Source organism: Micromonospora siamensis, assembly GCF_900090305.1.
Taxonomy (GTDB): domain Bacteria; phylum Actinomycetota; class Actinomycetes; order Mycobacteriales; family Micromonosporaceae; genus Micromonospora; species Micromonospora siamensis.
On sequence record NZ_LT607751.1, the window covers coordinates 3,065,010 to 3,085,826 of the forward strand.

20 protein-coding genes are annotated in these 20,817 nt (G+C 73.7%); 18 read left to right on the top strand and 2 right to left on the bottom strand.

The features are described 5' to 3' along the window. Nucleotides 1-16 precede the first annotated feature (16 nt). The 13 genes from GA0074704_RS14085 (at nt 17) to GA0074704_RS14145 (ending at nt 15,209) form a co-directional block, all read left to right on the top strand. Nucleotides 17-1,771 carry a CBM96 family carbohydrate-binding protein gene (locus GA0074704_RS14085; RefSeq protein WP_088970937.1) on the top strand — a complete coding sequence of 585 codons (1,755 nt, stop codon included), beginning with the start codon at nt 17-19 and terminating at the stop codon, nt 1,769-1,771. Nucleotides 1,772-1,981: 210 nt separating this feature from the next. Beyond that, nucleotides 1,982-3,922, top strand: coding sequence for a hypothetical protein (locus tag GA0074704_RS14090; protein ID WP_231926918.1), 1,941 nt, complete (start codon nt 1,982-1,984; stop codon nt 3,920-3,922). Nucleotides 3,923-4,017: 95 nt separating this feature from the next. After that, nucleotides 4,018-4,566, top strand: a complete 549-nt coding sequence (locus GA0074704_RS14095) for an acyltransferase (protein ID WP_088970938.1) — start codon at nt 4,018-4,020, stop codon at nt 4,564-4,566. After that, nucleotides 4,559-6,244: a lipopolysaccharide biosynthesis protein gene (locus GA0074704_RS14100; RefSeq protein WP_088970939.1), complete on the top strand. Its 1,686-nt coding sequence runs from the start codon at nt 4,559-4,561 to the stop codon at nt 6,242-6,244. Before GA0074704_RS14095 ends, GA0074704_RS14100 begins: the two co-directional genes overlap by 8 nt. Nucleotides 6,245-6,323: 79 nt before the next feature. Then, on the top strand, nt 6,324-7,574 hold the full coding sequence (locus tag GA0074704_RS14105; RefSeq protein ID WP_231926919.1) for an O-antigen ligase family protein: 1,251 nt from the start codon (nt 6,324-6,326) through the stop codon (nt 7,572-7,574). Beyond that, nucleotides 7,571-9,157, top strand: a complete 1,587-nt coding sequence (locus tag GA0074704_RS14110; protein ID WP_088970940.1) for a lipopolysaccharide biosynthesis protein — start codon at nt 7,571-7,573, stop codon at nt 9,155-9,157. The genes GA0074704_RS14105 and GA0074704_RS14110 overlap by 4 nt, the downstream gene beginning before the upstream one ends. 11 nt (nt 9,158-9,168) lie before the next feature. After that, nucleotides 9,169-10,071, top strand: a complete 903-nt coding sequence (locus tag GA0074704_RS14115; RefSeq protein ID WP_088970941.1) for a sulfotransferase domain-containing protein — start codon at nt 9,169-9,171, stop codon at nt 10,069-10,071. After that, nucleotides 10,068-11,333: a hypothetical protein gene (locus GA0074704_RS14120; RefSeq protein ID WP_231926853.1), complete on the top strand. Its 1,266-nt coding sequence runs from the start codon at nt 10,068-10,070 to the stop codon at nt 11,331-11,333. The genes GA0074704_RS14115 and GA0074704_RS14120 overlap by 4 nt, the downstream gene beginning before the upstream one ends. 47 nt (nt 11,334-11,380) lie before the next feature. Beyond that, nucleotides 11,381-11,863, top strand: coding sequence for a glycosyltransferase family 28 protein (locus GA0074704_RS14125; RefSeq protein WP_088970942.1), 483 nt, complete (start codon nt 11,381-11,383; stop codon nt 11,861-11,863). Then, complete coding sequence (locus GA0074704_RS14130) at nt 11,860-12,522, top strand: glycosyltransferase (RefSeq protein WP_377471374.1); 663 nt, start codon at nt 11,860-11,862, stop codon at nt 12,520-12,522. The genes GA0074704_RS14125 and GA0074704_RS14130 overlap by 4 nt, the downstream gene beginning before the upstream one ends. After that, nucleotides 12,519-13,436: a glycosyltransferase family 2 protein gene (locus GA0074704_RS14135; RefSeq protein WP_088973677.1), complete on the top strand. Its 918-nt coding sequence runs from the start codon at nt 12,519-12,521 to the stop codon at nt 13,434-13,436. Before GA0074704_RS14130 ends, GA0074704_RS14135 begins: the two co-directional genes overlap by 4 nt. 71 nt (nt 13,437-13,507) lie before the next feature. Continuing rightward, the gene (aroC, locus tag GA0074704_RS14140) at nt 13,508-14,686 is read left to right on the top strand and encodes a chorismate synthase (protein WP_088970944.1); all 1,179 of its coding nucleotides are present in this window, start codon (nt 13,508-13,510) and stop codon (nt 14,684-14,686) included. Nucleotides 14,687-14,702: 16 nt separating this feature from the next. Next, the gene (locus GA0074704_RS14145; RefSeq protein ID WP_088970945.1) at nt 14,703-15,209 is read left to right on the top strand and encodes a shikimate kinase; all 507 of its coding nucleotides are present in this window, start codon (nt 14,703-14,705) and stop codon (nt 15,207-15,209) included. Here the strand turns inward: GA0074704_RS14145 and GA0074704_RS14150 are convergent. Beyond that, nucleotides 15,199-16,014: an alpha/beta fold hydrolase gene (locus GA0074704_RS14150; protein WP_088970946.1), complete on the bottom strand. Its 816-nt coding sequence runs from the start codon at nt 16,012-16,014 to the stop codon at nt 15,199-15,201. The genes GA0074704_RS14145 and GA0074704_RS14150 overlap by 11 nt on opposite strands. An 85-nt stretch (nt 16,015-16,099) precedes the next feature. Between GA0074704_RS14150 and GA0074704_RS14155 the strand changes: the two genes are divergently transcribed. From GA0074704_RS14155 to nusB, 5 genes are all read left to right on the top strand, one after another. Further along, on the top strand, nt 16,100-17,065 hold the full coding sequence (locus GA0074704_RS14155; RefSeq protein ID WP_088970947.1) for a helix-turn-helix transcriptional regulator: 966 nt from the start codon (nt 16,100-16,102) through the stop codon (nt 17,063-17,065). 65 nt (nt 17,066-17,130) lie between these two features. After that, nucleotides 17,131-18,207, top strand: coding sequence for a 3-dehydroquinate synthase (aroB, locus tag GA0074704_RS14160; protein WP_088970948.1), 1,077 nt, complete (start codon nt 17,131-17,133; stop codon nt 18,205-18,207). Continuing rightward, complete coding sequence (gene aroQ, locus GA0074704_RS14165; protein WP_088970949.1) at nt 18,204-18,647, top strand: type II 3-dehydroquinate dehydratase; 444 nt, start codon at nt 18,204-18,206, stop codon at nt 18,645-18,647. The genes aroB and aroQ overlap by 4 nt, the downstream gene beginning before the upstream one ends. A 459-nt stretch (nt 18,648-19,106) precedes the next feature. Beyond that, nucleotides 19,107-19,664 (top strand): elongation factor P, encoded by a 558-nt coding sequence (gene efp, locus GA0074704_RS14170; RefSeq protein ID WP_088970950.1) that lies wholly within the window; start codon nt 19,107-19,109, stop codon nt 19,662-19,664. Nucleotides 19,665-19,687: 23 nt separating this feature from the next. Continuing rightward, complete coding sequence (gene nusB, locus GA0074704_RS14175; RefSeq protein WP_172880914.1) at nt 19,688-20,098, top strand: transcription antitermination factor NusB; 411 nt, start codon at nt 19,688-19,690, stop codon at nt 20,096-20,098. 68 nt (nt 20,099-20,166) lie between these two features. On the opposite strand, the gene bldD is transcribed toward nusB, so the two are convergent. Then, the gene (bldD, locus tag GA0074704_RS14180) at nt 20,167-20,655 is read right to left on the bottom strand and encodes a transcriptional regulator BldD (RefSeq protein ID WP_088970952.1); all 489 of its coding nucleotides are present in this window, start codon (nt 20,653-20,655) and stop codon (nt 20,167-20,169) included. Nucleotides 20,656-20,817 lie beyond the last annotated feature (162 nt).

Sequence of the window (20,817 nt, forward strand, 5' to 3'; positions counted from 1 at the left end):
ACCCAGGGGGTCCTCCTTGAGCAGGCACGGACTGCACCGCCTCACCCGCCACGTCGGGCCACGCCGCAAGGCGCTGGTCCTCGGCGTCCTCAGCGCCGGCGTCGCCATCGGGCTGACCGCGTCGATGATGCCGTTGCTGGCCGGTGACGACGCGTCGGTGCGCCCAGTAGCCGACACCACCGCCACCACGGTCGTCCAGGACGGCGACAACGCCGCGAAGACGACCCTGGCGACCTGCCCCGCACCGTGTGAGGGCAATCCCCGCGGCAGCCGGCAGGCGGTGCTCGCCTTCGCGGTGACCACCCTGCCGGCCAACGCCACCCATGTCCGGGCGAAGCTGCGGGTGCACGCCTGGCAGCAGTTCAACGCCACGGTGACCGCCCGGGTCTCCCGGCTCGACGCCGCCGCCGCGCGCCCCGCCCCGCTGGCCGCCGGCACCGTGCTGGACCGCAACTCCGGCGTGGCCCGCGGCTTCAACGAGTGGGACGTCTCCGCCCTGGTGACCCGCAACGGCACCTGGACGATCGCGCTGGAGCAGACCGGGCTGGCGAACCGGATCTACTGGGCGTCCCGGGAGAACCGCGACTCGTCGATCCGGCCCCAACTGGTGCTCGACTACGACCTCGCCGCCCGGCCGACGACCGTGCCGAGCACGGCGGCGCCGACCACGGCCGTACCCTCGCCGACGCTGGCGCCGTCGCCCACCCGCAGCCCGTCGCCGACCCCCTCGCCGACGGCCACCGTGCGGCCCTCGCCCACGGCGAGCCCCACCCCGACCGCGACCCCGCGTCGGACCGTCGCCGCGCCCAGCCCGACGGCCGGCACCGGCTGCGGCCGGGTCTCGACCAAGCTGGTGCCCTCCTGCGGTGCCTGGTGGGGCATGTACTCCCCGGCCGGCCCGCAGGACGGCTGGGACCACGGGGGCGCGATCACCGACCTCGAGGCCAAGGTGGGCCGCCGGTTCGACATCGTGCACCGCTACCACGACTTCTCCAACACCGGCAGCAACGGCGCCTTCCCGGACCAGTACGAGCAGGAGCTGATGCGCGACGGCCGGCTGATGTTCTTCGCCTGGGAGTCCCGCGTCTTCTCCAGCGGCACCACGCTGACCTGGAGCGACGTCTACAGCGGACGGTACGACGCGACGATCGACGCGGTCGCCGGCCGGATCCGGGCCACCGGCACCCCCGTCTTCATGGGCTTCGACCACGAGCCGGAGGACTCACCGGCCAAGGGCGGCGACGCCGACTTCGTGCGGGCCTGGCGGCACGTGCACGACCGGTTCGTCCGAGCCGGCGCCACCAACGCCGTCTGGGTGTGGACGATGATGGGCTGGTCCGGCCACTACGACCGTTACCAGGCGCTCTACCCGGGTGACGGCTACGTCGACTGGGTGGCCTACGACCCGTACAACTTCTACGCCTGCAACGGCAACCCGACCTGGAAGAGCCCGTACACCACGGTGGACGGCTTCTACCGCTGGCTCGACGAGCACGGCATCGGCGCCGGCAAGCCGCGGATGCTCGCCGAGTTCGGCACGAACCTGAACCCGGCCGACCCGGGCGCCAAGCGGCGCTGGTTCGAGGAGTTCCCCCGGGCGCTGAAGGACCACCCGAAGATCAAGGCGGCGGTGTACTTCAACTCGGCGGGCATGACCAGCTTCGCCGGCAACTGCGACATGACGATGGACCGGGACGCCTCGGCGCTGGCCGGCTACACCCGCGCCGGTCAGGACGCGTACCTTCGGCAGCCGACGAGGCCGATCGGCTGATAGCGGGGTATCGGGCCCGGGACCGGCTTCCGGTCACCGGGCCCGACCCGATACGGTCGCTGTGCGTCGTCCTGCCGACTCCGTCACCGACCAATCGGCGGATGTCATCCGGAACCCCTCACAAGGCAGGCTACGCAGGTCCAATCCCCTTGGAGGCGCAGCGTGCCCGTCCCCCCGTTCCCGCGGCGATCCGCCGGAAGATCCCGCGTGCTGACCACGGCCGTCGCCGCCCTGGTGGCCGGCGCCGGCGTGCTGGTCGCCGCCACCCCGGCGTCCGCACAGGTGCTACCGGCGCCCGCGTCGGCGACCCTGGTCTCGGCGAACCCGTCCGACCTCACCCCGCACGCCAGGGACGGTGAGACCCGCGCCTTCGCGCAGGTCGGCGACCTGGTCATCGTCGGCGGCAGCTTCACCCAGCTCCGCCAGACCGCCAGCTCCGCCTGGGTCACCCAGAACTACCTCTTCGCGTACGACCGCACCACCGGGGAGATCTCCTCGACCTTCCGGCCGGTGCTCGACGGCGCGGTCAACACCCTGGTCGCCGGCCCGAACGGCACGGTCATCGTGGGCGGCGCCTTCAAGACCGTCAACGGGGTCTCCCGCAAGAACCTGGTCGCGCTCAACCCCACCAGCGGCGCGACCGTGGACAGTTGGGTCGGCCGTTCCGACGGCGGCACGGTCCGCGACCTGGAGCTCAACGGCGACTGGCTCTACGTCGCCGGCGCCTTCAACTGGCTCAACGGCACCGCGCACGCCGGGTTGGCCCGGGTCGACGCCGCCACCGGCGCCATCGACCCCACCTTCAACGTGAACATGAGCGTCGGGCGGAACACCACCTCGCCGTACGTGTGGTCCATCGACGTCACCCCGAACGGCGACACCATGGTCGTCGGCGGCAACTTCATGTACCTCAACGACCTGCCCCGCAACCAGATCGCGCTGGTCGGCCTGGAGGGCACCCCGACGGTGCTCGACTGGAGCACCCAGAAGTACGTCCCGCCGTGCGCCGCGCCCGCCACGTTCATCCACTACGTGCAGGACGTGAAGTTCGGCCCCGACGGCAGTTACTTCATCGTCGGCAGCAACGGCGGCTCCGGCTGGCCGACGGCGTACTGCGACGCGCTGGTCCGCTTCGAGACCGGGGCTCGCGGCGACAGCCAGTTGGCCACCTGGGTCGACTTCACCGGCAACGACACGATCACCTCGGTGGAGGTGGCCGACGGGGTGATCTACCTCGGTGGGCACTTCCGTTGGCTGAACAACCCTAACGCCAGCGACAAGGCCGGCCCCGGCGCGATCGACCGGCTCGGCATCGCCGCGGTCACCCCGGCCACCGGCCTGCCGGTGAACTGGAACCCCCGGCGCAGCGCCTCGTCGCTGCCGACCGGCACCACCTCGTGGGGCTCCGCGGTGCCGGTGCTGTGGCGCGGCACCGACGGCATCTACTTCGGCCAGAACTCCGACGCGATGGGCAACGAGTACCACGGCCGGCTGGGCATGTTCCCGCTCTCCGGCGGCCGCACCGTGACCCCGAAGAACCCGACCACCGCGCAGGCCGGCAACCTCTACCTGGAGACCGCCGACGGTGAGCTGAGCAAGGCGCCGTTCGACGGCACCGCCGTGGCCGCGCCGACGGTGCAGAGCCAGCCCAACTACGCCGGCGCCGGCGCGACCTGGGGGCTCGGCGACCGGATCTACTGGGCGCACACGGTGGCCGGCACCCCCACCGGCAGCCGGATCGACATCTCGCTGTTCAACGGCACCACTGTCGGTGCTCCGTGGGAGGCGTCCGGTTACAACGACTGGTACAACGCCGCCGCGCTGACCGGCACGTTCTACCTCAACGGCCGGCTCTACTACACCCGCTCCGGCGCCACCGGGCTCTACTACCGGTACTTCGAGGTCGACGGCAACTACCTGGGCGCGACCGAGTTCACCGCGCCCACCAGTGGTGTCGCCTGGTCGTCGGTCCGGGGCATGGCCTGGGTCGCCGGCAAGATCGTGTACGGCTCGACCGACGGCAAGCTGCGCTCGGTGGCGTTCGACCCGACCGCCGCTCCGGTGGTGGACGGCACGACGGCCACCGTCGTCGCCGAACCGACGGCCGAGCTGACCTGGTCCAACCCGGCGCTCTTCTTCACGGCGCAGTGAGGTGAACGACGCGTGACGCAGGACCGGTAGATTGTTCGCGTTGGGTCGGTGGCGGAGTTCCCGTCACCGACCCACGAGAGCTTGGGGGAGGGACCGTGAACGGCACCGGTGGGGCCCGGGGGCGGGCGGTGCGTACGGTCTTCGCCGTCAAGCGCGCCTGGTACCGGCTGCGCTATCCGCGGCTGACGTTGGGCCGCGACGTCGAGATCCGCGGCCGGATCCGGTTGCGCCGGGGCGTACGGGTCAGCATCGGCGACCGCACCCGGCTGAACAAACTGGTCCGGTTCTCCGGTGCCGGTGAGATCCGGGTGGGCGCGGACTGCCTGGTCAACGCCACCTGGATCGGCAGCTGGACCTCGGTGACGGTCGGTGACCGGTGCCTGTTGTCGGACTGCGAGATCTTCGACAACGACTTCCACAACCTTCCCCCGGAACAGCGGCACGACCGGCCCACGCCGGCCACCCGCGCCCCGATCGTGATCGAGGACAATGTCTGGATCGGGGCGCACGCCCTGGTGATGAAGGGCGCCCGGATCGGTCGGGACAGCGTGGTCGGTGCCGGCACGGTCGTCCGGTCCGAGGTCCCACCCCGCGTCGTGGTGATCGGCAACCCCCAGCAGACGGTGAAGAAGTTCCATGACTGACCGAACCCCGGCCCCCTGGCCCGCCGACGGCTGGGCCGCCGGCTCCGACTCCCGCACCGTCACCCTCGGGGACCTGCTCCGCGTGCCGCTGCACCGGCTCCGCCTGATCGGCGTGACGGCGCTGGTGGGGCTCCTCGGCGCGCTCGGCTACGTGCTGCTCGCCGGCGCGTCGGTGACCGCCAACGCGGTGGTCGCCGTCCGGCCCGTGGTCACCGACGCGTTCAGCCCCAGCGGGGCGGGCGCCGACCGGTCGGTCAACATGAACGTCGAGAGCGGCATCGCCACCGGCACCGACGTCGTCGGTGCGCTGTCCCGGGCCACCGGGGAGGACCCGGTCGTGGTCCGGGAGTTGCTGCAGGTCGAGGTCCCCACCGGTGGCCAGATCCTGCGCTTCACCTACCAGGGCGACGGCGCCGACGCGGCGGTCGACGCGGTCAACCTGGCCGCCCAGACCTACCTCGACGTCCGGCGGCAGATGTACGAGAAGCAGCGCGCCGACATGCTCCGCTCCTACGACGACAGCATCGCCAAGGTGGCCAAGCAGCAGGCCAGCCTCCAGAAGCGGGTGAACGGCGCCAAGGGCAGCGCCGCGGCCGACGCCGCGGTGGCCGAGCTGGCCGGCATCAACAACCAGCTCACCCAGCTGAACTCGTCCCGTACCGAGATCGCGGCGGTGGACGTCAACCCGGGCTGGATCACCCAGCGGGCCGAGCCGGCCCTGGTCACCAGCGACGGCAAGGGCGCCCTGCTGCTGGTCGCCGGCCTGCTCGGTGGCGTGCTGCTCGGTGTCGTGCTCGCGTACGCCTGGGAGGCGATGGACCGGCGGGTCCGTTCGGTGGCCGACGCCCGCGACGCCACCGGCCTGCCGCTGCTCGGCACGGTACGCCGCCGTCGCTTCCGGGGTCGCGCCCAGCCGGTCGACGCCGACGTGCGGTACGTGGCGATGGCCGTGGCCGAGCGGGTGGGCAAGCCGGCCCGGGTGGCCCTGCTCGCCGCCCGGGAGGACACCACCGTGCTCACCGCCGGTCTCGCGGTGGCGCTCGCCGCCGGGGGCCGGGAGGTGTTCATCGCCGACGACAGCGGTCGGCTGGACCGGTTGCGGGGCATCGTGCAGACCGACCGTGGCCGGCTGCCGGTGCCGATCCCGGGCCGCTCGTCGGTCCCCGCGTCCCGTCCGTCGGCGGAGGACGACGCCACCGCGGTGATCCCGATCGCCGGTTCCGCCCGGCGGCCGTCCCCGCACCCGAGTCCCGCCCCGGCGTCCACCGATCCCGAGGCGACGCTGATGCTGCCCCGGATCGCCACCGCCAAGGCGGGCACCGCCAAGGTCGGCGCCGTCAAGACCGGCACCGCGACCGGCTCCAGCAACGGCACGCCCGCCGCGGGCGGCGGTAGCCGCAACGGCCGGGCGGTCGACCCGGACAGTCTCGTCGTCGGCACCGGCCGCGTCGGCTTCGGCACCTGGCGGCAGGGCGCCGACCAGAAGCTGGTGCTGTTCAACGCCCCGCCGGCCGAGGCCGACGAGCGGGGCGTCTCCGCCGCCCGGCAGGGCACCGCGGTGGTGGTCGTCGAGCGGGACCGCACCCGGCAGAGCGACCTGCGCCGGCTGGTGGAGCGACTGCGGGCGGCCGGGGTGACTCCGCTGGGCTTCGTGCTCAACCGCAGCGGCCGTGGCTGACGGCACGCCGGCGGCTCCGATCCAGCCCGCTCCGGTCGTGGGCGCGGCGCCCCTGCTGCCGCTCTGGCCACTGGGCGCGATGTTCGGCCTGATCCCCGTCTGGTGGGGACTCGGCCTGTTCTACCTCGGCTGGCCGCTGCTGGGCGCGGTGCTGCTGGCCCTGCTGCTGGTGCGCGGCCGGGTGCCGTTGCCGCCGGGCACCGGGGTCTGGCTGTTCTTCCTGGCGATCGTGCTGGTCAGTGCCACCCAGTTGGCCCAGCCGTCCTCGCTGGTCCCGTTCGGGCTGCGGTTGGGCTTCTACCTCACCGCGCTGGTGGTCGGCTGCTACGTCTACGCCGCGGCCCGGGAACGCGGTCCCACGGCGGCGCTGCTGGTGCCGATCTGCGCGTTCTGGTTCGGCCTGGTGCTGCTCGGCTGGTTCGGGGTGCTCGCACCCCGGTTCGAGATGACCACGCCGGTCGAGGCGGCACTCCCCGGCGGCCTGGCGAGCAACCCGTTCGTCAGGGACATGGTGCACCTGCACACCAGCGAGTTCAGCCGCCGCTCGCTCAACCCGATCTACCGTCCGGCCGCGCCGTTCAGCTACACCAACGCCTACGGCAGCTCGTACGCGATGACGTTGCCCTGCGTGGTGGCCTTCACCATGCTGCGCCGTCGCGGCCTGCTGCGCTGGGCGCTGCTGGCGTCGCTGCCGTTCTCCCTGGTCCCGGCGTTCCTCACGCTGAACCGGGCGATGTTCCTCAGCCTCGGCGCGGGCCTGGCCGTGCTGGGCGTACGCGCGAGCCTGCGGGGCAACATCCGGATCGCCGCGTCGATCGTCGGCCTGGTCGCGGTCGCCGCCACGGCCACCCTGTTCATCCCGGTCACCGATCTGATCAGCAACCGGGTCGACAACAGCGACACCAACACCGACCGGTTCTCCCTCTACGCCGAGGTGCTGCGCCGGGTGCAGGAGTCGCCGCTGCTCGGCTACGGCGGCCCGGTCAGCGCGGACACGGTCACCGCGCAGGCGCCGGTCGGCACCCAGGGCCAGCTGTGGATGGTGCTGTTCAGCCACGGGGTGATCGCGCTGGCCTGCTTCCTCGGCTGGTTCGTGCTGGCCGCCGTGCGTACCGGCCGGGCGTCGTCGCCCGCGGGGCAGTGGCTGGCGGTGATCCCGGTGATCTGCCTGGTGCAGATCCCCTTCTACGGCATGGCCAACCCGAACCTCGCGGTGGCCTTCTTCATGATCTGTTTCGCGCTGGCCCTGACCGAACGGGAGCGGGCGAGGCCCGGGCCGGGCGGCACCACGCCGGACGGCGTACCCAGGACGGCGGTGGTACCGGCATGACCACGACCACGGCTCCTCCCGCCTCGGGCGGGTCGGCCGACGAGGCGGCGGAGACCCGGCGCAGCGCCCGCAGCGGGGTGGCCGGGCTGATCGGCGCCGCCACCAGTGGACTGTTCGGCTTCGTCCTGGCGGTGGTGATCACCCGCAGCTACGGCACGGTCGGCTCGGGCGCCTTCTTCGCCGCGATCGGCGTGGTCACGGTTGCCGCGGGGGTCTCCTCGCTGGGCGCGGAGACCGGCACCATGTGGTCGCTGCCGCGCCGGCGTACCGGCCCCGACGGTGACGCGGCGCGGGTGCTGCCGGTGGCCCTGCTGCCCCCGCTGGTGGTGGCGACGCTGGTCGCGGCCGTCGGGATCGCCGCGTCGGACCGGCTGGCGCCGCGGCTGCTGACCGGTTCCGGGGAGGCCGGACCGCCGCTGCTGGCGTTGACCTTCGCGGCGGTGCCGGTGGTGGTCGCCACGACCGTGCTGCTGGCGGCCGTGCGCTGCGTACGACCGATCCGGGCGTACGTCGCGGTGCAGTTCTTCCTGCTGCCGGTGGCGCGTCCGGTGCTGGTGGGCGCCGCGGCGCTGGTCGGCGGCGGGCTGCTGGCCGGCATGACGGGTTGGCTGGTGCCGGCCGCGGTGGCCCTGATCGCCTGCCTGGCCCTGGTCGCCGGGCCGCTCGGGGTGGCCCGGGGGGCCCGGCTGCGACCGGACGCGCGGGACTGGCGGACGTTCTGGGGCTTCGCGCTGCCGCGGGCCGCCTCGGCGGCGATCGACGCGGCGAGCATGTGGGTCGGGGTGCTGATGACCGCGGCCCTGGCCGGGCAGGCCGACGCGGGTGTGTTCGGCGCGGTGGGCCGCTACATCCTCGCCGGGCAGCTGGCCATGCAGGGACTTCGGGTGGCCGTCTCCCCGCAGCTGTCCCGGCTGCTCGGCCGCGGGCAGCCGGGTGCCGCCGCCGCGGTGCACCGGCACCTGACCACCTGGGGGCTGGTGCTGTCCTGGCCGGTCTACCTGCTGCTCGCGGTCTTCGGGCTGGCCTTCCTGCAACTGTTCGGACCGGAGTTCACCGCGGGCTCGACGGCGATGACCGTGCTCGCCCTGGCCATGCTGGTCAACACCGGCGTCGGCAACGTGCAGAGCCTGCTGCTGATGGGCGGCCGCAGCGGCCTGCACCTGGCCGCCACGGTGGCCGGGTTGGCCGTCAACGTGACGCTCGGGCTGCTGCTCATCCCCGGCCACGGCGTGACCGGTGCCGCGGTCGCCTGGGCCTGCGGCATCGCCACCGAGAACCTCACCGCGGTGGGCTGTGCCCGGGCCGTCTTCGGGCAGCCCCTGGTGGACCGGGCGATGGCGCGGGCCGCGGCCCTCACGGTGGCCGGGGTGGGCGCAGCCGCGCTGCTCGGCGTGCTGGCCGGCGGGCGGGGGATCCCCGGACTGCTGGTGGCGGTGGCCGTGCTGGCCGTCGGTTGCGTCGGGATGTTGACCGTTGCCCGGGTCCGGCGGGGGCTTCGGGAAATCATGGACCAGATCCGGGGACGGGACACCCGGCCGACGCCGGCCGCCGGGGCCGCCCCGACGTCAACTGAAGAGGGGTAGGTGATCGTTCCGTGTCGTCCGTCCGCAACCGGATCAAGCAGCTCGTGCCCACGCAGGTCTCCGATCGCATCAAGGGCAGCCTGGTCGACTACGGCGTACGCACCAGCGACCGTCGTCCGCTGCCGGACTTCCTGATCATCGGCACGAAACGCGGCGGCACGACCTCGCTGTGGAACTACCTCATCCAGCACCCGTTGGTGCCGCGGCTCTTCCCGGCCTGGAACACCAAGGCCACGCACTACTTCGAGGAGAACTGGCACCGCGGCGAGGCGTGGTACCGGTCGCACTTCCCGACCACCCGGCAGCGGGCGGCCCTGGAGAACCGGCACGGCGGGCCGGCGCGGGCGGGAGAGGCCGCGCCGCTGTACATGTTCCACCCCCTCGCCGCGCAGCGGGTCGCCGCGCTGATGCCCGGGGTGCGACTCATCGTGCTGCTGCGCGATCCGGTGGAGCGGGCGTACTCGCACTGGAAGGAGCGGCGCACCAACGGCGTCGAGCCGCTGGGCTTCGCCGAGGCGCTGGCCGCCGAGCCGGAGCGTACGGCGGGGGAGCGGGAACGCCTGATCGCCGAGCCGAACCACTTCAGCGAGGCGTACGACTGGTACACCTACCGGGCCCGCGGGCGCTACCTGGAGCACCTGGAGCCGTGGCTGGGGCGGTTCGACCGCTCGCAGATCCTCTTCCTGCCCAGCGAGCAGCTCTACCGGGACGCCCGTGGCACCTACCGCCGGACGCTGGACTTCCTCGGCCTGCCCCCGCACGAGCTGGGCGACTTCAAGGTCTACAACGACCGTCGGTCGGCGCCGCTGGACCCGGCGCTGCGCGCCGAGCTGACCGAGTACTACCGGCCGTACAACGCCGCGCTGCGGCAACGGCTCGACCTGGATCTCGACTGGCCGGACGGGGTGGCGTGAACGCGCGGACGGTGCAGACACCGGCGGATCCCCGTACCCGCACCGACGGGCTGGGCTGGGTGGCCCGGGCCCTGTTCCCCGACGACCGGGTGGGGGTGACGCTGGGCGACCAGCCGCCGGCCGGGCACCGGACGCACTCCCGGTACGCGGTGGTGCCCTCGGTGGAGCGGGCGCGGTTCCTGCTGCCGCTCGGCGCGCCCCGGGCCACGGCGGCGTCCCTGCTGGCGTACAACGCCCTGCGGCCACCGAAGGTCCGCGCGGCGCGGGCGGTGCTGGGCGGGCTGGCCCGGGCCGGCGCGGTGGACCTGGCGCCCTTCCCGCGGCTGACCGTGTCGGTGCCGGCCGGTGCCGACCCGGCGGAGCTGCTGCTCGCCGAGCGGCTGGCCGCGACCGCCGGGCAGTCGGGCTGGCTGGCCGCGTGCGGGGTACGCCCACCGGACCCGAACCACAAGCCCACGTTGCAGCTCTTCGGCCGCGACGGCACCCCCCGCGGGTACGCCAAGGTGGGCTGGAACCTGGCGACCCGCGCCCTGGTCACCGCCGAGTCGGCGGTGCTGCGGCAGTTGCCGCCGGTGAGCGGGGTCGGCGACCATCCGGTGGTGCCCCGGCTGCTGGGCGAGCTGACCTGGGCCGGGCAGGCGGTGGCCGTGGTGGAGCCGCTGCCCGGCGACGTACGCGGTGTCGGCGCCGACGACCCGCCGCGGCTGGCCGCGCTGCTGGCGGTGGCGCGGCGGGGCGGCCCGCCGGCGCCGCCGCTGCCGCTGGCCGGTTCGCCGTTCCTGGCCCGGCTGGCCGCCGAGGCGGCGCGGGCGGCCGACGCCGACCCGGTGGGGCAGCGGGCGCTGGCGGCCGTCGAGGCGCTGACCCGGCGGCACGGCACGACCACCGTCGAGTTCGGCCACTGGCACGGCGACTGGGTGCCGTGGAATCTCGGCGTGCACGCCGGGCGGCTGGTGGCGTGGGACTGGGAGCACAGCGGGCCGGACGTGCCGGTCGGCTTCGACCTGGCCCACGACGCCTTCCAGCGGTCCCTGGTGCTGGCCGGCGCTCCCGCGGCCGAGGCGGCCCGGGCGGTCGACGCGCACCTGGAGCGGCACGGGGACGAGTTGGGGCTCGGGCCGGCGCAGCGCCGGCTGGTCGCCGACGGCTACCTGCTGGAGATGTGGCTGCGCACCTGGCGGCTGGCCGACGCCGGCGCCGGGTGGAACGCCGCCCTGCACCCGGCGCTGCTGGACGTGCTGCGCGGTCGGGACGAGGCCTGACCTCCGGCTGGAGTACGGGTGACGGACAAGAGCAGGTGGGGAGTCGCGTGAACAGAGCTGTCGAGGATCGACCGGATCCTCCCGTGGTGCTGCTGGTCGGGTCCAGCGGCGGGCACCTGGCCCAACTGCTCGCCCTGAAGCCCTGGTACGAGGGGCGGCGCCGCCGTTGGGTCACCTTCGACACCCCGGACGCGGTGTCGTTGCTGGCCGGTGAGGAGGTGGTCCCGGCGCACCACCCGACCACCCGCAACGTGCGCAACCTGCTGCGCAACGCCCTGCTGGCGCGGCGCGAGCTGCGCCGCGGCGACGTGGCTGCGGTGATCACCACCGGGGCCGGGGTCGCGGTGCCGTTCGTGGTGCTGGCCCGGCTGCGCGGCATCCCCACCGTCTACATCGAGGTGTACGACCGGATCGACACCGCCACGCTCACCGCCCGCCTGTGCCGCCCGTTCCTGTCGGCGATGCTCGTGCAGTGGGAGGAGCAGCGCCGCCAGTACCCGGAGGCCACCGTCGTGGGGAACCTGCTGTGAACGTCGAACCGACCGCGCCGGGCGCGGCTTCCGCCACCACGTCCTGGCTGCCGGCGCAGCGGGACCACCGGGCCCCGGCCCGCACCAGCGTGCTGGTGGCGGTGGGGACCGACAAGCATCCGTTCGACCGGCTGGTGGGTTGGCTGGAGGAGTGGCACCGGGAGGTCGGCGACGCGGTGGCGTTGACCGTCCAGCACGGGCACACCCGCGCGCCGGCCGTGCCGGGCGCGGTGCCGTTCCTCGACCACGACGCGTTGCAGGCCGGGATGGCCGGGGCGGACCTGGTGGTCTGCCACGGCGGGCCGGCCACGATCCTGGAGGCCCGTCGGCACGGCCACCTGCCCATCGTGGTGCCCCGGGACCCGGGCCGCGGCGAGCACGTCGACGACCACCAGCAGCTGTTCGCCCGCCGGCTCGGCGCGGTGGGCAAGGTGGCGCTCTGCGAGACGCGGGAGGCGTTGTTCGGGGCGCTGCGCGCCGGCCTGGCGGACCGGGAGCGGTTCGCGGTGACGGCCGACCCGGCCGAGGTGGCCGCGCGCCGCGCGGCGGTGGGCCGGGTCGGCGAGATCGTGGAGGGGCTGGTGGCCGCGTCGGCGCGGCGCCGGCCGTGGTGGCGACGCCGGCCGGGCGCCGGCCGGGACGGAGGACGGAACCGATGAACCACCCCAGCGTGAGTGTGGTGGTCCCGACCCGGGACCGCCCGGAGCTGCTCCGGGCCGCGGTCGCTGCGATCCTCGCCCAGGAGCACCCCGGCGAGGTCGAGGTCGTGGTGGTGTACGACCAGTCCGAGCCGGACCGGTCGTTGACGGAGCTGTCCCGGCCCGGCCGCACCGTACAGGTGATCACCAACGGCCGTACGGCGGGGCTGGCCGGGGCCCGCAACTCGGGTGTGCTGGCCGCGACCGGTGAGCTGGTGGCGTTCTGCGACGACGACGACGAGTGGCTGCCGGGGAAGCTGGCCGCCCAGGTGGCCGCCCTGGCCGCCGCGCCGGAGGCGGAGTTCGTCAGCTGCGGGATCCGGGTCCGCTACGACGGGAACACCGTCGACCGGGTGCTGGACCGCGACCGGGTCACCCTGGACGCGTTGCTGCGCGACCGGATGACCGAGCTGCACCCGTCGACCTTCCTGATCCGCGCGTCGGCGTTGCGGGACGGCTTCGGGCTGGTCGACGAGGAGATCCCGGGCAGCTACGCCGAGGACTACGAGTTCCTGCTCCGGGCCGCCCGCAGCGCGCCGCTGGTCAACCTGCGCACCCCGTACGTGCTGGTGCGCTGGCACAAGCGGTCGTACTTCGCGCAGCGGTGGGACACCATCTCCGAGGCGTTGCAGTGGTTGCTGGAGCGCTACCCCGAGTTCGCCGGCCAGCCGGCGGGGCAGGCCCGGGTCACCGGCCAGATCGCCTTCGCCCGGGCCGCGTCCGGCGACCGTAAGGGTGCGCTGTCCTGGGCGGGGCGGACGATCCGCAGCAATCCGCGGGAGCCGCGGGCGTACCTGGCGCTGGCGGTGGCCGGCAAGGTGGTGGGCGCGGACGCGGTGCTGCGCACCCTGCACAAGCGTGGCCGGGGGATCTGAGTGGGTTCCGGTGGGCGGGACGCGGTGGCCACGCCGTCGCCCCGCTCACCGGACGTGACAGACTGACCCCCGTGTTGCGCTGGCTGACCGCAGGTGAATCGCACGGACCCGCCCTGGTGGCGATGATCGAGGGCGTCCCCGCCGGCATCGAGGTGACCACCACCGAGATCGCCGACGAGCTGGCCCGCCGCCGGCTCGGCTATGGCCGGGGCGCGCGGATGTCCTTCGAGCGCGACGAGGTCGAGGTGATCGGCGGTCTGCGGCACGGGGTGACGTTGGGCAGCCCGGTCGCCATCCGGGTGGGCAACTCCGAGTGGCCGAAGTGGCAGACGGTGATGGCGGCCGACCCGGTCGACCCGGAGGAGCTGGCCCGGCAGGCCCGCAACGCACCGCTGACCCGGCCCCGGCCGGGCCACGCCGACCTGGCCGGCATGCAGAAGTACGGCCACACCGACGCCCGGCCGATCCTGGAGCGGGCCAGCGCCCGGGAGACCGCCGCCCGGGTGGCCGCCGGCACGGTGGCCAAGGCCCTGGTGCGTCAGGCCCTCGGCGTCGAGATCGTGTCGCATGTGGTGGAGTTGGGCCCGGTCGCCGCCAAGCCCGGCCTGCGGCCCACCCCGGCCGACACCGAGCGGATCGACGCCGACCCGCTGCGCTGCCTGGACCCGGAGGCCAGCGCCCGGATGGTCGCCGAGGTCGACGCCGCGAAGAAGGCCGCCGACACCCTGGGCGGCGTGGTCGAGGTCCTGGCGTACGGGGTGCCGCCGGGCCTGGGCAGCCACGTGCAGTGGGACCGCAAGCTCGACGCCCGGCTGGCCACCGCGCTGATGTCGATCCAGGCGATCAAGGGCGTGGAGATCGGCGACGGCTGGGAGCAGGCCCGCTCCCGAGGCTCGGCGGCGCACGACGAGATCGTGCCGACCGCCACCGGCGTGCGTCGGGTCACCGACCGGGCGGGTGGCCTGGAGGGCGGCATCACCACCGGCGAGCCGCTGCGGGTGAAGGCGGCGATGAAGCCGATCTCCTCGCTGAACCGGGCCCTCGCGACGGTCGACGTGACGACCGGGGAGCCGGCGACCGCCATCAACCAGCGGTCGGACGTGTGCGCGGTGCCGGCCGCCGCGGTGGTCGCCGAGGCGATGGTCGCGCTGGTGCTGGCCGAGGCGGCCACCGAGAAGTTCGGCGGCGACTCGGTCGCGGAGATCCGCCGCAACCTGGCGGCGTACCTCGACGCGCTGGTGATTCGGTGAGCGGGAGCGTGATCCGGTGACGCGGCCGGTCTGCGTGCTGGTCGGGGCTCCCGGCTCCGGCAAGTCCACCGTCGGCCAGGTGCTCGCCGAGGCGTTGGGGGTGTCGTTCCGGGACACCGACGCCGACATCGAGCGGCTGGCCGGCAAGCCGATCCCGGAGATCTTCATCGACGAGGGTGAGGCGCACTTCCGCGCGCTGGAGCGGGCCGCGGTGGCGGCGGCGCTGGCCTCGCACACCGGGGTGCTCGCCCTCGGCGGCGGCGCGGTCCTCGCCGAGGAGAACCGCGCCGCGTTGATCGGGCACCCGGTGGTGCACCTGTCGGTCGAGTTGCCGGACGCGGTGAGGCGGGTCGGGCTGGGCGCCGGGCGACCGCTGCTGGCGATCAACCCGCGAGCCACCCTGAAGCACCTGATGGATCAGCGCCGACCGCTCTACGCAGAGGTGGCCACCGCGACCGTGGTCACCGACGGGCGTACCCCCGAGGAGATCGCCGCGGAGATCACCGCCCTGCTCACGGCCTGACCCCGGCGGCGATCTCGTCGAGCAGTCCGGCGAGCGCCGCCGGCTCGCTCAGCATCGGCCAGTGGCCGGTCGGCAGCGCGTGCAGGTCCGCGCCGGCCAGCTCGGCGAAGAACGGGTGTCCCTGCGCCATCATCGCGGTCACCACGTCCAGCGGGAAGGTGCAGGCGACCAGCGCCGCCGGCACCACCGGCGTCTCACCCGGCACCGCCAGCGTCCCACCCGGCACCGCCGGCGTCCCACCCGCCGCCGGTCGCGGTCCGGATCCGGGCCCGCCGGTCCGCCGGACCGGGTCGGTGGCGGCGCGCAACGGCTCCGGGGTGGACCGGCGGCGCAGCAGCGCCAGCGCCGTGTCGTCCAGTCCGGCCAGGCCGACCGCGTCGTCGGCCGGGTCCCAGGAGGGCGGCGGCAGCAGGTGCCCGTCGCCGATCACCGCGCGCAGTCGCTCCTGCTCCTCCGGGGGGTGGATGTCGAACTGGGCCGCCCCATCGGGCAGCGGGCCGCTGTCCACGTAGACCACCTTGGCGATCCGGTCCGGGAGCCGGTCGGCGGCCTGCGTCACCGGCATCCCCCCGCCGGAGTGCCCGACGAGCACCACGTCGTGCAGCTCCTCGGTCTCGATCAGGGCGGTGATGTCGGTGGTGTGGGTTTCCAGGCCGACCTCCGGCCCGGCCAGGTGGGCCCGTTCGGCCAGCCCCGTCAGGGTCACCGGGAACACCTCGTGCCCCCGCTCCCGCAGCTTCGCGGTCACCTCCCGCCACGCCCAACCGCCCAACCAGAAACCGGGCACCAGCACGAAAGTCGCCATCTCAGATATCTCCCTCGGTTCGTCGTACGGGGGAGACCGTAGGCTGCATTGCGGACAGGTTCCGCCCGGAACAGAGAGGTGCCGCGTGTCACATCCCGCCGGCCGGGTACTCGGCATGCTGGAGCTGCTCCAGGCCCACCACCGACTCACCGGGGCGCAGCTGGCGGGGCGCCTCGGCGTCGACGAGCGGACCGTGCGCCGCTACGCATCCACCCTGGTCGACCTCGGCATCCCGGTCACCGCCACCCGGGGCCGGTACGGCGGCTACCGGCTGCGTCCCGGCTACAAGCTGCCGCCGCTGATGCTCACCGACGACGAGGCCGTAGCCGTGCTGCTCGGCCTGGTCGCCGCCGAACGGCTCGGGCTCGGCACCGAGGCGCCGGCCACCGCCACCGCGTCGGCGAAGATCAACCGGGTGCTGCCCACCGGGCTCGCCGAGCGGCTCGCCGCGGTGCAGGAGCATCTCGGGTTCACCCTGCGTCGTACCGACCCGGCCGTCCGTCCGGCCACCGGCACGCTGCTCGCGCTCGCCGAGGCGACCCGGGAACGCCGCCGGGTGACCCTCGCGTACCGCTCCTGGGCGGGGGACGAGTCCCGGCGGGAGGTCGACCCGTGGGGGCTGGTCTTCCACGCCGGACGCTGGTATCTCACCGGCCACGATCATCTCCGGGGTGAGCTGCGTACCTTCCGGCTGGACCGGATCGACACGGTCGCCGTCGGGCCGGCGGGGTTCACCGTGCCGGACGGCTTCGACGCGGTGGCCCACGTGTCCCGGGCGTTGGCCGCCGTGCCCTACGCGCACTCCGTCGAGGTGCTGCTGGAGACCGATCTCGTCACCGCCCGCCGCCGGATCCCGCCCGCCGTGGCCGAGTTGACCGTGGTGCGGGACGGGGTGCTGATGCGCGGTCGGGCCGAGAACCTGGACGGGATGGCGCAGCTGCTCGCCGGCCTGGGCTGGCCGTTCACCGTGCTCGCGCCGGACGCGCTGCGAACCGCCGTCCGGGCCTACGCGGGCCGGTTGGCGGGCTGGGCCGAACGGACGGTGGGCTGATCTCGGCACGCCAACAGGTGGACAGCGCCCCGGCGGATGGCCGGCGCTGCACTAGGCTGCCGGCGATGGACGAGGTGACCCGGATCCCGGTCGACGGCGAGCGGCCGTACGACGTGCTGGTCGGACGCGATCTGCTGGACGAGGTGGCCGGGTTGCTGCCCGGCGCGACGCGGGTGGCGGTGCTGCACGCCCCGCCCCTGGCGAAGCTGGCCGACGCGGTCGGGACGCGGCTGCGCGCGGCGGGCGTGACGCCGCTGCTGATCGAGGTGCCGGACGCCGAGGCGGGCAAGCGGATCGAGGTGGCGGCCGACTGCTGGGACCGGCTGGGCGAGGCGGGCTTCACCCGTAACGACGCCGTGGTCGGGGTCGGCGGCGGCGCGGTGACCGACCTGGCGGGTTTCGTCGCGGCCTGCTGGCTGCGCGGGGTGCGCTGGGTTCCGGTGGCCACCTCGCTGCTCGGGATGGTCGACGCGGCGGTGGGCGGCAAGACCGGCGTCAACACGGCCGCCGGCAAGAACCTGGTCGGCGCCTTCCACCCGCCGGCCGGGGTGGTCTGCGACCTGGCGACCCTCGACAGCCTGCCCCCGGTCGACCTGGCCGCCGGACTGGCCGAGGTGGTCAAGTGCGGCTTCATCGCCGACCCGGTGATCCTGGACCTGGTCGAGCGGGATCCGGCTGCGGCGACCGACCCGGCCGGTCCGGTGGCCCGGGAGCTGATCGAGCGGGCGATCCGGGTGAAGGCCGACGTGGTCGCGAGTGACCTGCACGAGTCGGGGCTGCGCGAGGTGCTGAACTACGGGCACACCCTGGCCCACGCGATCGAGAAGGTGGAGGGTTACCGCTGGCGGCACGGGCACGCGGTGGCCGTCGGCACGGTGTACGCCGGCACCCTGGCCCAGCTGGCCGGCCGGCTGGACGAGGCGACCGCGCTGCGGCATCGCAGCGTGCTGGCCGCGCTCGGGCTGCCGACCAGTTACCCGGCGCGGGCCTGGCCGGAGCTGCTGGCGGCGATGCGGGTGGACAAGAAGGCCCGGGGCAGCCGGCTGCGGTTCGTGGTGCTGGACGGCCTGGCCCGGCCGGCGATCCTGGACGGACCGGACGACGAGCTGCTGGCCGAGGCCTACCGGGCGGTGGCCTCATGAGGGTGTACGTGCTGAACGGGCCGAACCTGGGCCGGCTGGGCAGCCGGCAGGTCGACGTGTACGGCGTGACCAGCTATTCCGACCTGGCGGACATGTGCGCCGACGTCGGCGCGGAGCTGGGGCTGGACGTGGTGGTCCGGCAGACCGACGCCGAGCACGAGCTGATCGGTTGGCTGCACGCGGCGGCCGACGAGGGCGCCGCCGTGGTGCTCAACCCGGCCGCCTGGTCGCACTACTCGATCGCGGTGCGCGACGCCTGCGCCATGCTGCGCGGACCGCTGGTCGAGGTGCACATCTCCAACATCCACGCCCGGGAGGAGTTCCGGCACCACTCGGTGGTCTCCGCGGTGGCGACCGGGGTGATCTGCGGGCTGGGCGTGGACGGCTACCGGCTGGCCCTGCACCACCTCGCGTCCCGGCCGTCCGACGCCACCGCCTGACCGGCCGGCGCCGCACACCGTCCGGCCGCACACCGTCCGGCCGCACGCCGTTCGGCGCCACGCCCTTCGGCCGCATGGTGGCGAGGGCGACACCCGGCGACGTGTGCCGTTTGTAACGTACCGTAACGCCCGCCACCCGGTCGGCGACCCGCCGCTCCGCCTTTGCTCTGCTGCGCCCCACGCGACACCGATGGTGAGCTGCCTGGTCGCATTCTGGCCCGATCTACCAGAACGGCTCACTGGCAACCGTGCGTGACTGTCGCGTGGGTTGCAGCAGAGCAAAGGCGGGCGGGGGAGGCGGTGCGGGTGGCGGTCGGCGGCGCGGTGGAGGAAGCGCCGTGGAGGAGCCGCGGCCGGTGAGCCGCCGGCCAGGCCCGGGGCTGCGGCGGGCCGGCCACGGATTCGACGCGGCTTGTAGACTTGCCAGGTCTGTCCGCCAATTGATGATCAAGGCAGGAAATGGCCTCCACCAACGACCTCAAGAACGGCCTGGTACTCAACCTCGACGGGGAGCTCTGGTCCGTCGTCGAGTTCCAGCACGTCAAGCCCGGTAAGGGTGGCGCCTTCGTGCGCACCACGCTGAAGAACGTGCTGTCCGGGAAGGTGGTCGACAAGACCTTCAACGCGGGCACCAAGGTCGAGACCGCCACCGTCGACAAGCGCACCATGCAGTACCTCTACGCCGACGGCGAGGACTACGTCTTCATGGATCTGGAGACCTTCGACCAGATCACCGTCCCCGGCGGCACCGTCGGCGAGGCCGCCAACTACCTCCTCCCCGAGGCCGAGGCGACCGTCGCCACCCACGAGGGTGTCCCGCTGTACATCGAGCTGCCGACCTCGGTCGTGCTCGAGGTGACCTACACCGAGCCGGGCCTGCAGGGCGACCGGTCGACCGGCGGCAACAAGCCGGCCACCGTCGAGACCGGCGCGACCGTGCAGGTGCCGCTCTTCATCACCACCGGCGAGAAGATCAAGGTCGACACCCGCGACGGCCGTTACCTCGGCCGCGCCTGATGGCCGAGGCACCGAAGCAGCAGATGCCTGCGCGCCGCAAGGCGCGCAAGCGGGCGCTGGACGTGCTCTACGAGGCCGACCTGCGGGACCGTCCGCCGGTCGAGGTGCTCGCCGGCTACATCGAGCGGATCGAGAAGCCCCGCCCGGAACACCTGGATTACGCGGTCAGCCTGGTCGAGGGCGTCGCCGCGCACCTGGACCGGATCGACGAGCTGCTGGCCAGCTACGCCGAGGGCTGGACGCTGGACCGGATGCCGGTGGTCGACCGGAACCTGGCCCGGATCGCGGTCTACGAGCTGCTCTACGTCGACGAGATCGACGACGCGGTGGCGATCAGCGAGGCCGTCGAGCTGGCCCGCCAGATGTCGACCGACGATTCGCCGCGCTTCCTCAACGGCCTGCTCGGCCGGATCGCCGAGTACGCCACCCGCTGACCGGCGAACCGCAGCGACGACAAGGGGCCCGTGCCGACCGGCACGGGCCCCTTGCGGTACGCGATGGATCAGGACGCGAAGAACGCCCGGGGGTCGGCGACCAGCACGCCGTGCTCGGTCAGCCGCTCGATCAGGCCCGACGGCGAGGCGTCGTACACGATCGCGAGGGCGCGCAGGTCGTCGGCGCGGATGGAGAGCACCCGGCCGTTGTAGTCGCCGCGCTGCTGCTGGATGGCGCGGGCGTACCGGGCGACGTAGGCCAGGTCCTCGGAGGCCTCGTCGTAGAGGCGCTCGAGGTCCAGCACGATCTTGCTGGTGGCCTCGTGCCGCACGCCACTGCCGTCCGGCAGGAGCTCCGAGACGGGCACCCGGTAGAAGTCGGCCAGCTCGGCCAGGCGGGACACGGTGACGGCGCGGTCCCCGCGCTCGTACGAGCCGACCACCACGGCCTTCCAGCGCCCGTTCGACTTCTCCTCCACCCCCTGCAGGGACAGGCCCTGCTGCTGGCGGATGGAGCGCAGGCGGGCGCCCAGCGACTTGGCGTATTCAGAGGGCATTCGGACACTCCCAGTGCTGTGCTTTGGGGTTCTCCCAGCGATCGCTACGGAGCGTGACGGTACGGGGATTGCGACACCTGGTCAAGTGGCGCGGACCCGCCGGTTGGGGAGCGTGGGGGGAGTTGTCCCCATTTAACCGCCCTGATCCGGAGGTCAGTGCCG

Bases quoted from the DNA above. Each gene is read 5' to 3' on its own strand.
- GA0074704_RS14100 (WP_088970939.1), top strand. From the start codon at position 4,559: ATGACTGACCGAACCCCGGCCCCCTGGCCCGCCGACGGCTGGGCCGCC.
- GA0074704_RS14105 (WP_231926919.1), top strand. From the start codon at position 6,324: ATGTTCGGCCTGATCCCCGTCTGGTGGGGACTCGGCCTGTTCTACCTC.
- GA0074704_RS14110 (WP_088970940.1), top strand. From the start codon at position 7,571: ATGACCACGACCACGGCTCCTCCCGCCTCGGGCGGGTCGGCCGACGAG.
- GA0074704_RS14135 (WP_088973677.1), top strand. From the start codon at position 12,519: ATGAACCACCCCAGCGTGAGTGTGGTGGTCCCGACCCGGGACCGCCCG.
- GA0074704_RS14150 (WP_088970946.1), bottom strand. From the start codon at position 16,014: ATGGCGACTTTCGTGCTGGTGCCCGGTTTCTGGTTGGGCGGTTGGGCG.
- aroB (WP_088970948.1), top strand. From the start codon at position 17,131: ATGGACGAGGTGACCCGGATCCCGGTCGACGGCGAGCGGCCGTACGAC.
- aroQ (WP_088970949.1), top strand. From the start codon at position 18,204: ATGAGGGTGTACGTGCTGAACGGGCCGAACCTGGGCCGGCTGGGCAGC.
- efp (WP_088970950.1), top strand. From the start codon at position 19,107: ATGGCCTCCACCAACGACCTCAAGAACGGCCTGGTACTCAACCTCGAC.
- nusB (WP_172880914.1), top strand. From the start codon at position 19,688: ATGCCTGCGCGCCGCAAGGCGCGCAAGCGGGCGCTGGACGTGCTCTAC.
- bldD (WP_088970952.1), bottom strand. From the start codon at position 20,655: ATGCCCTCTGAATACGCCAAGTCGCTGGGCGCCCGCCTGCGCTCCATC.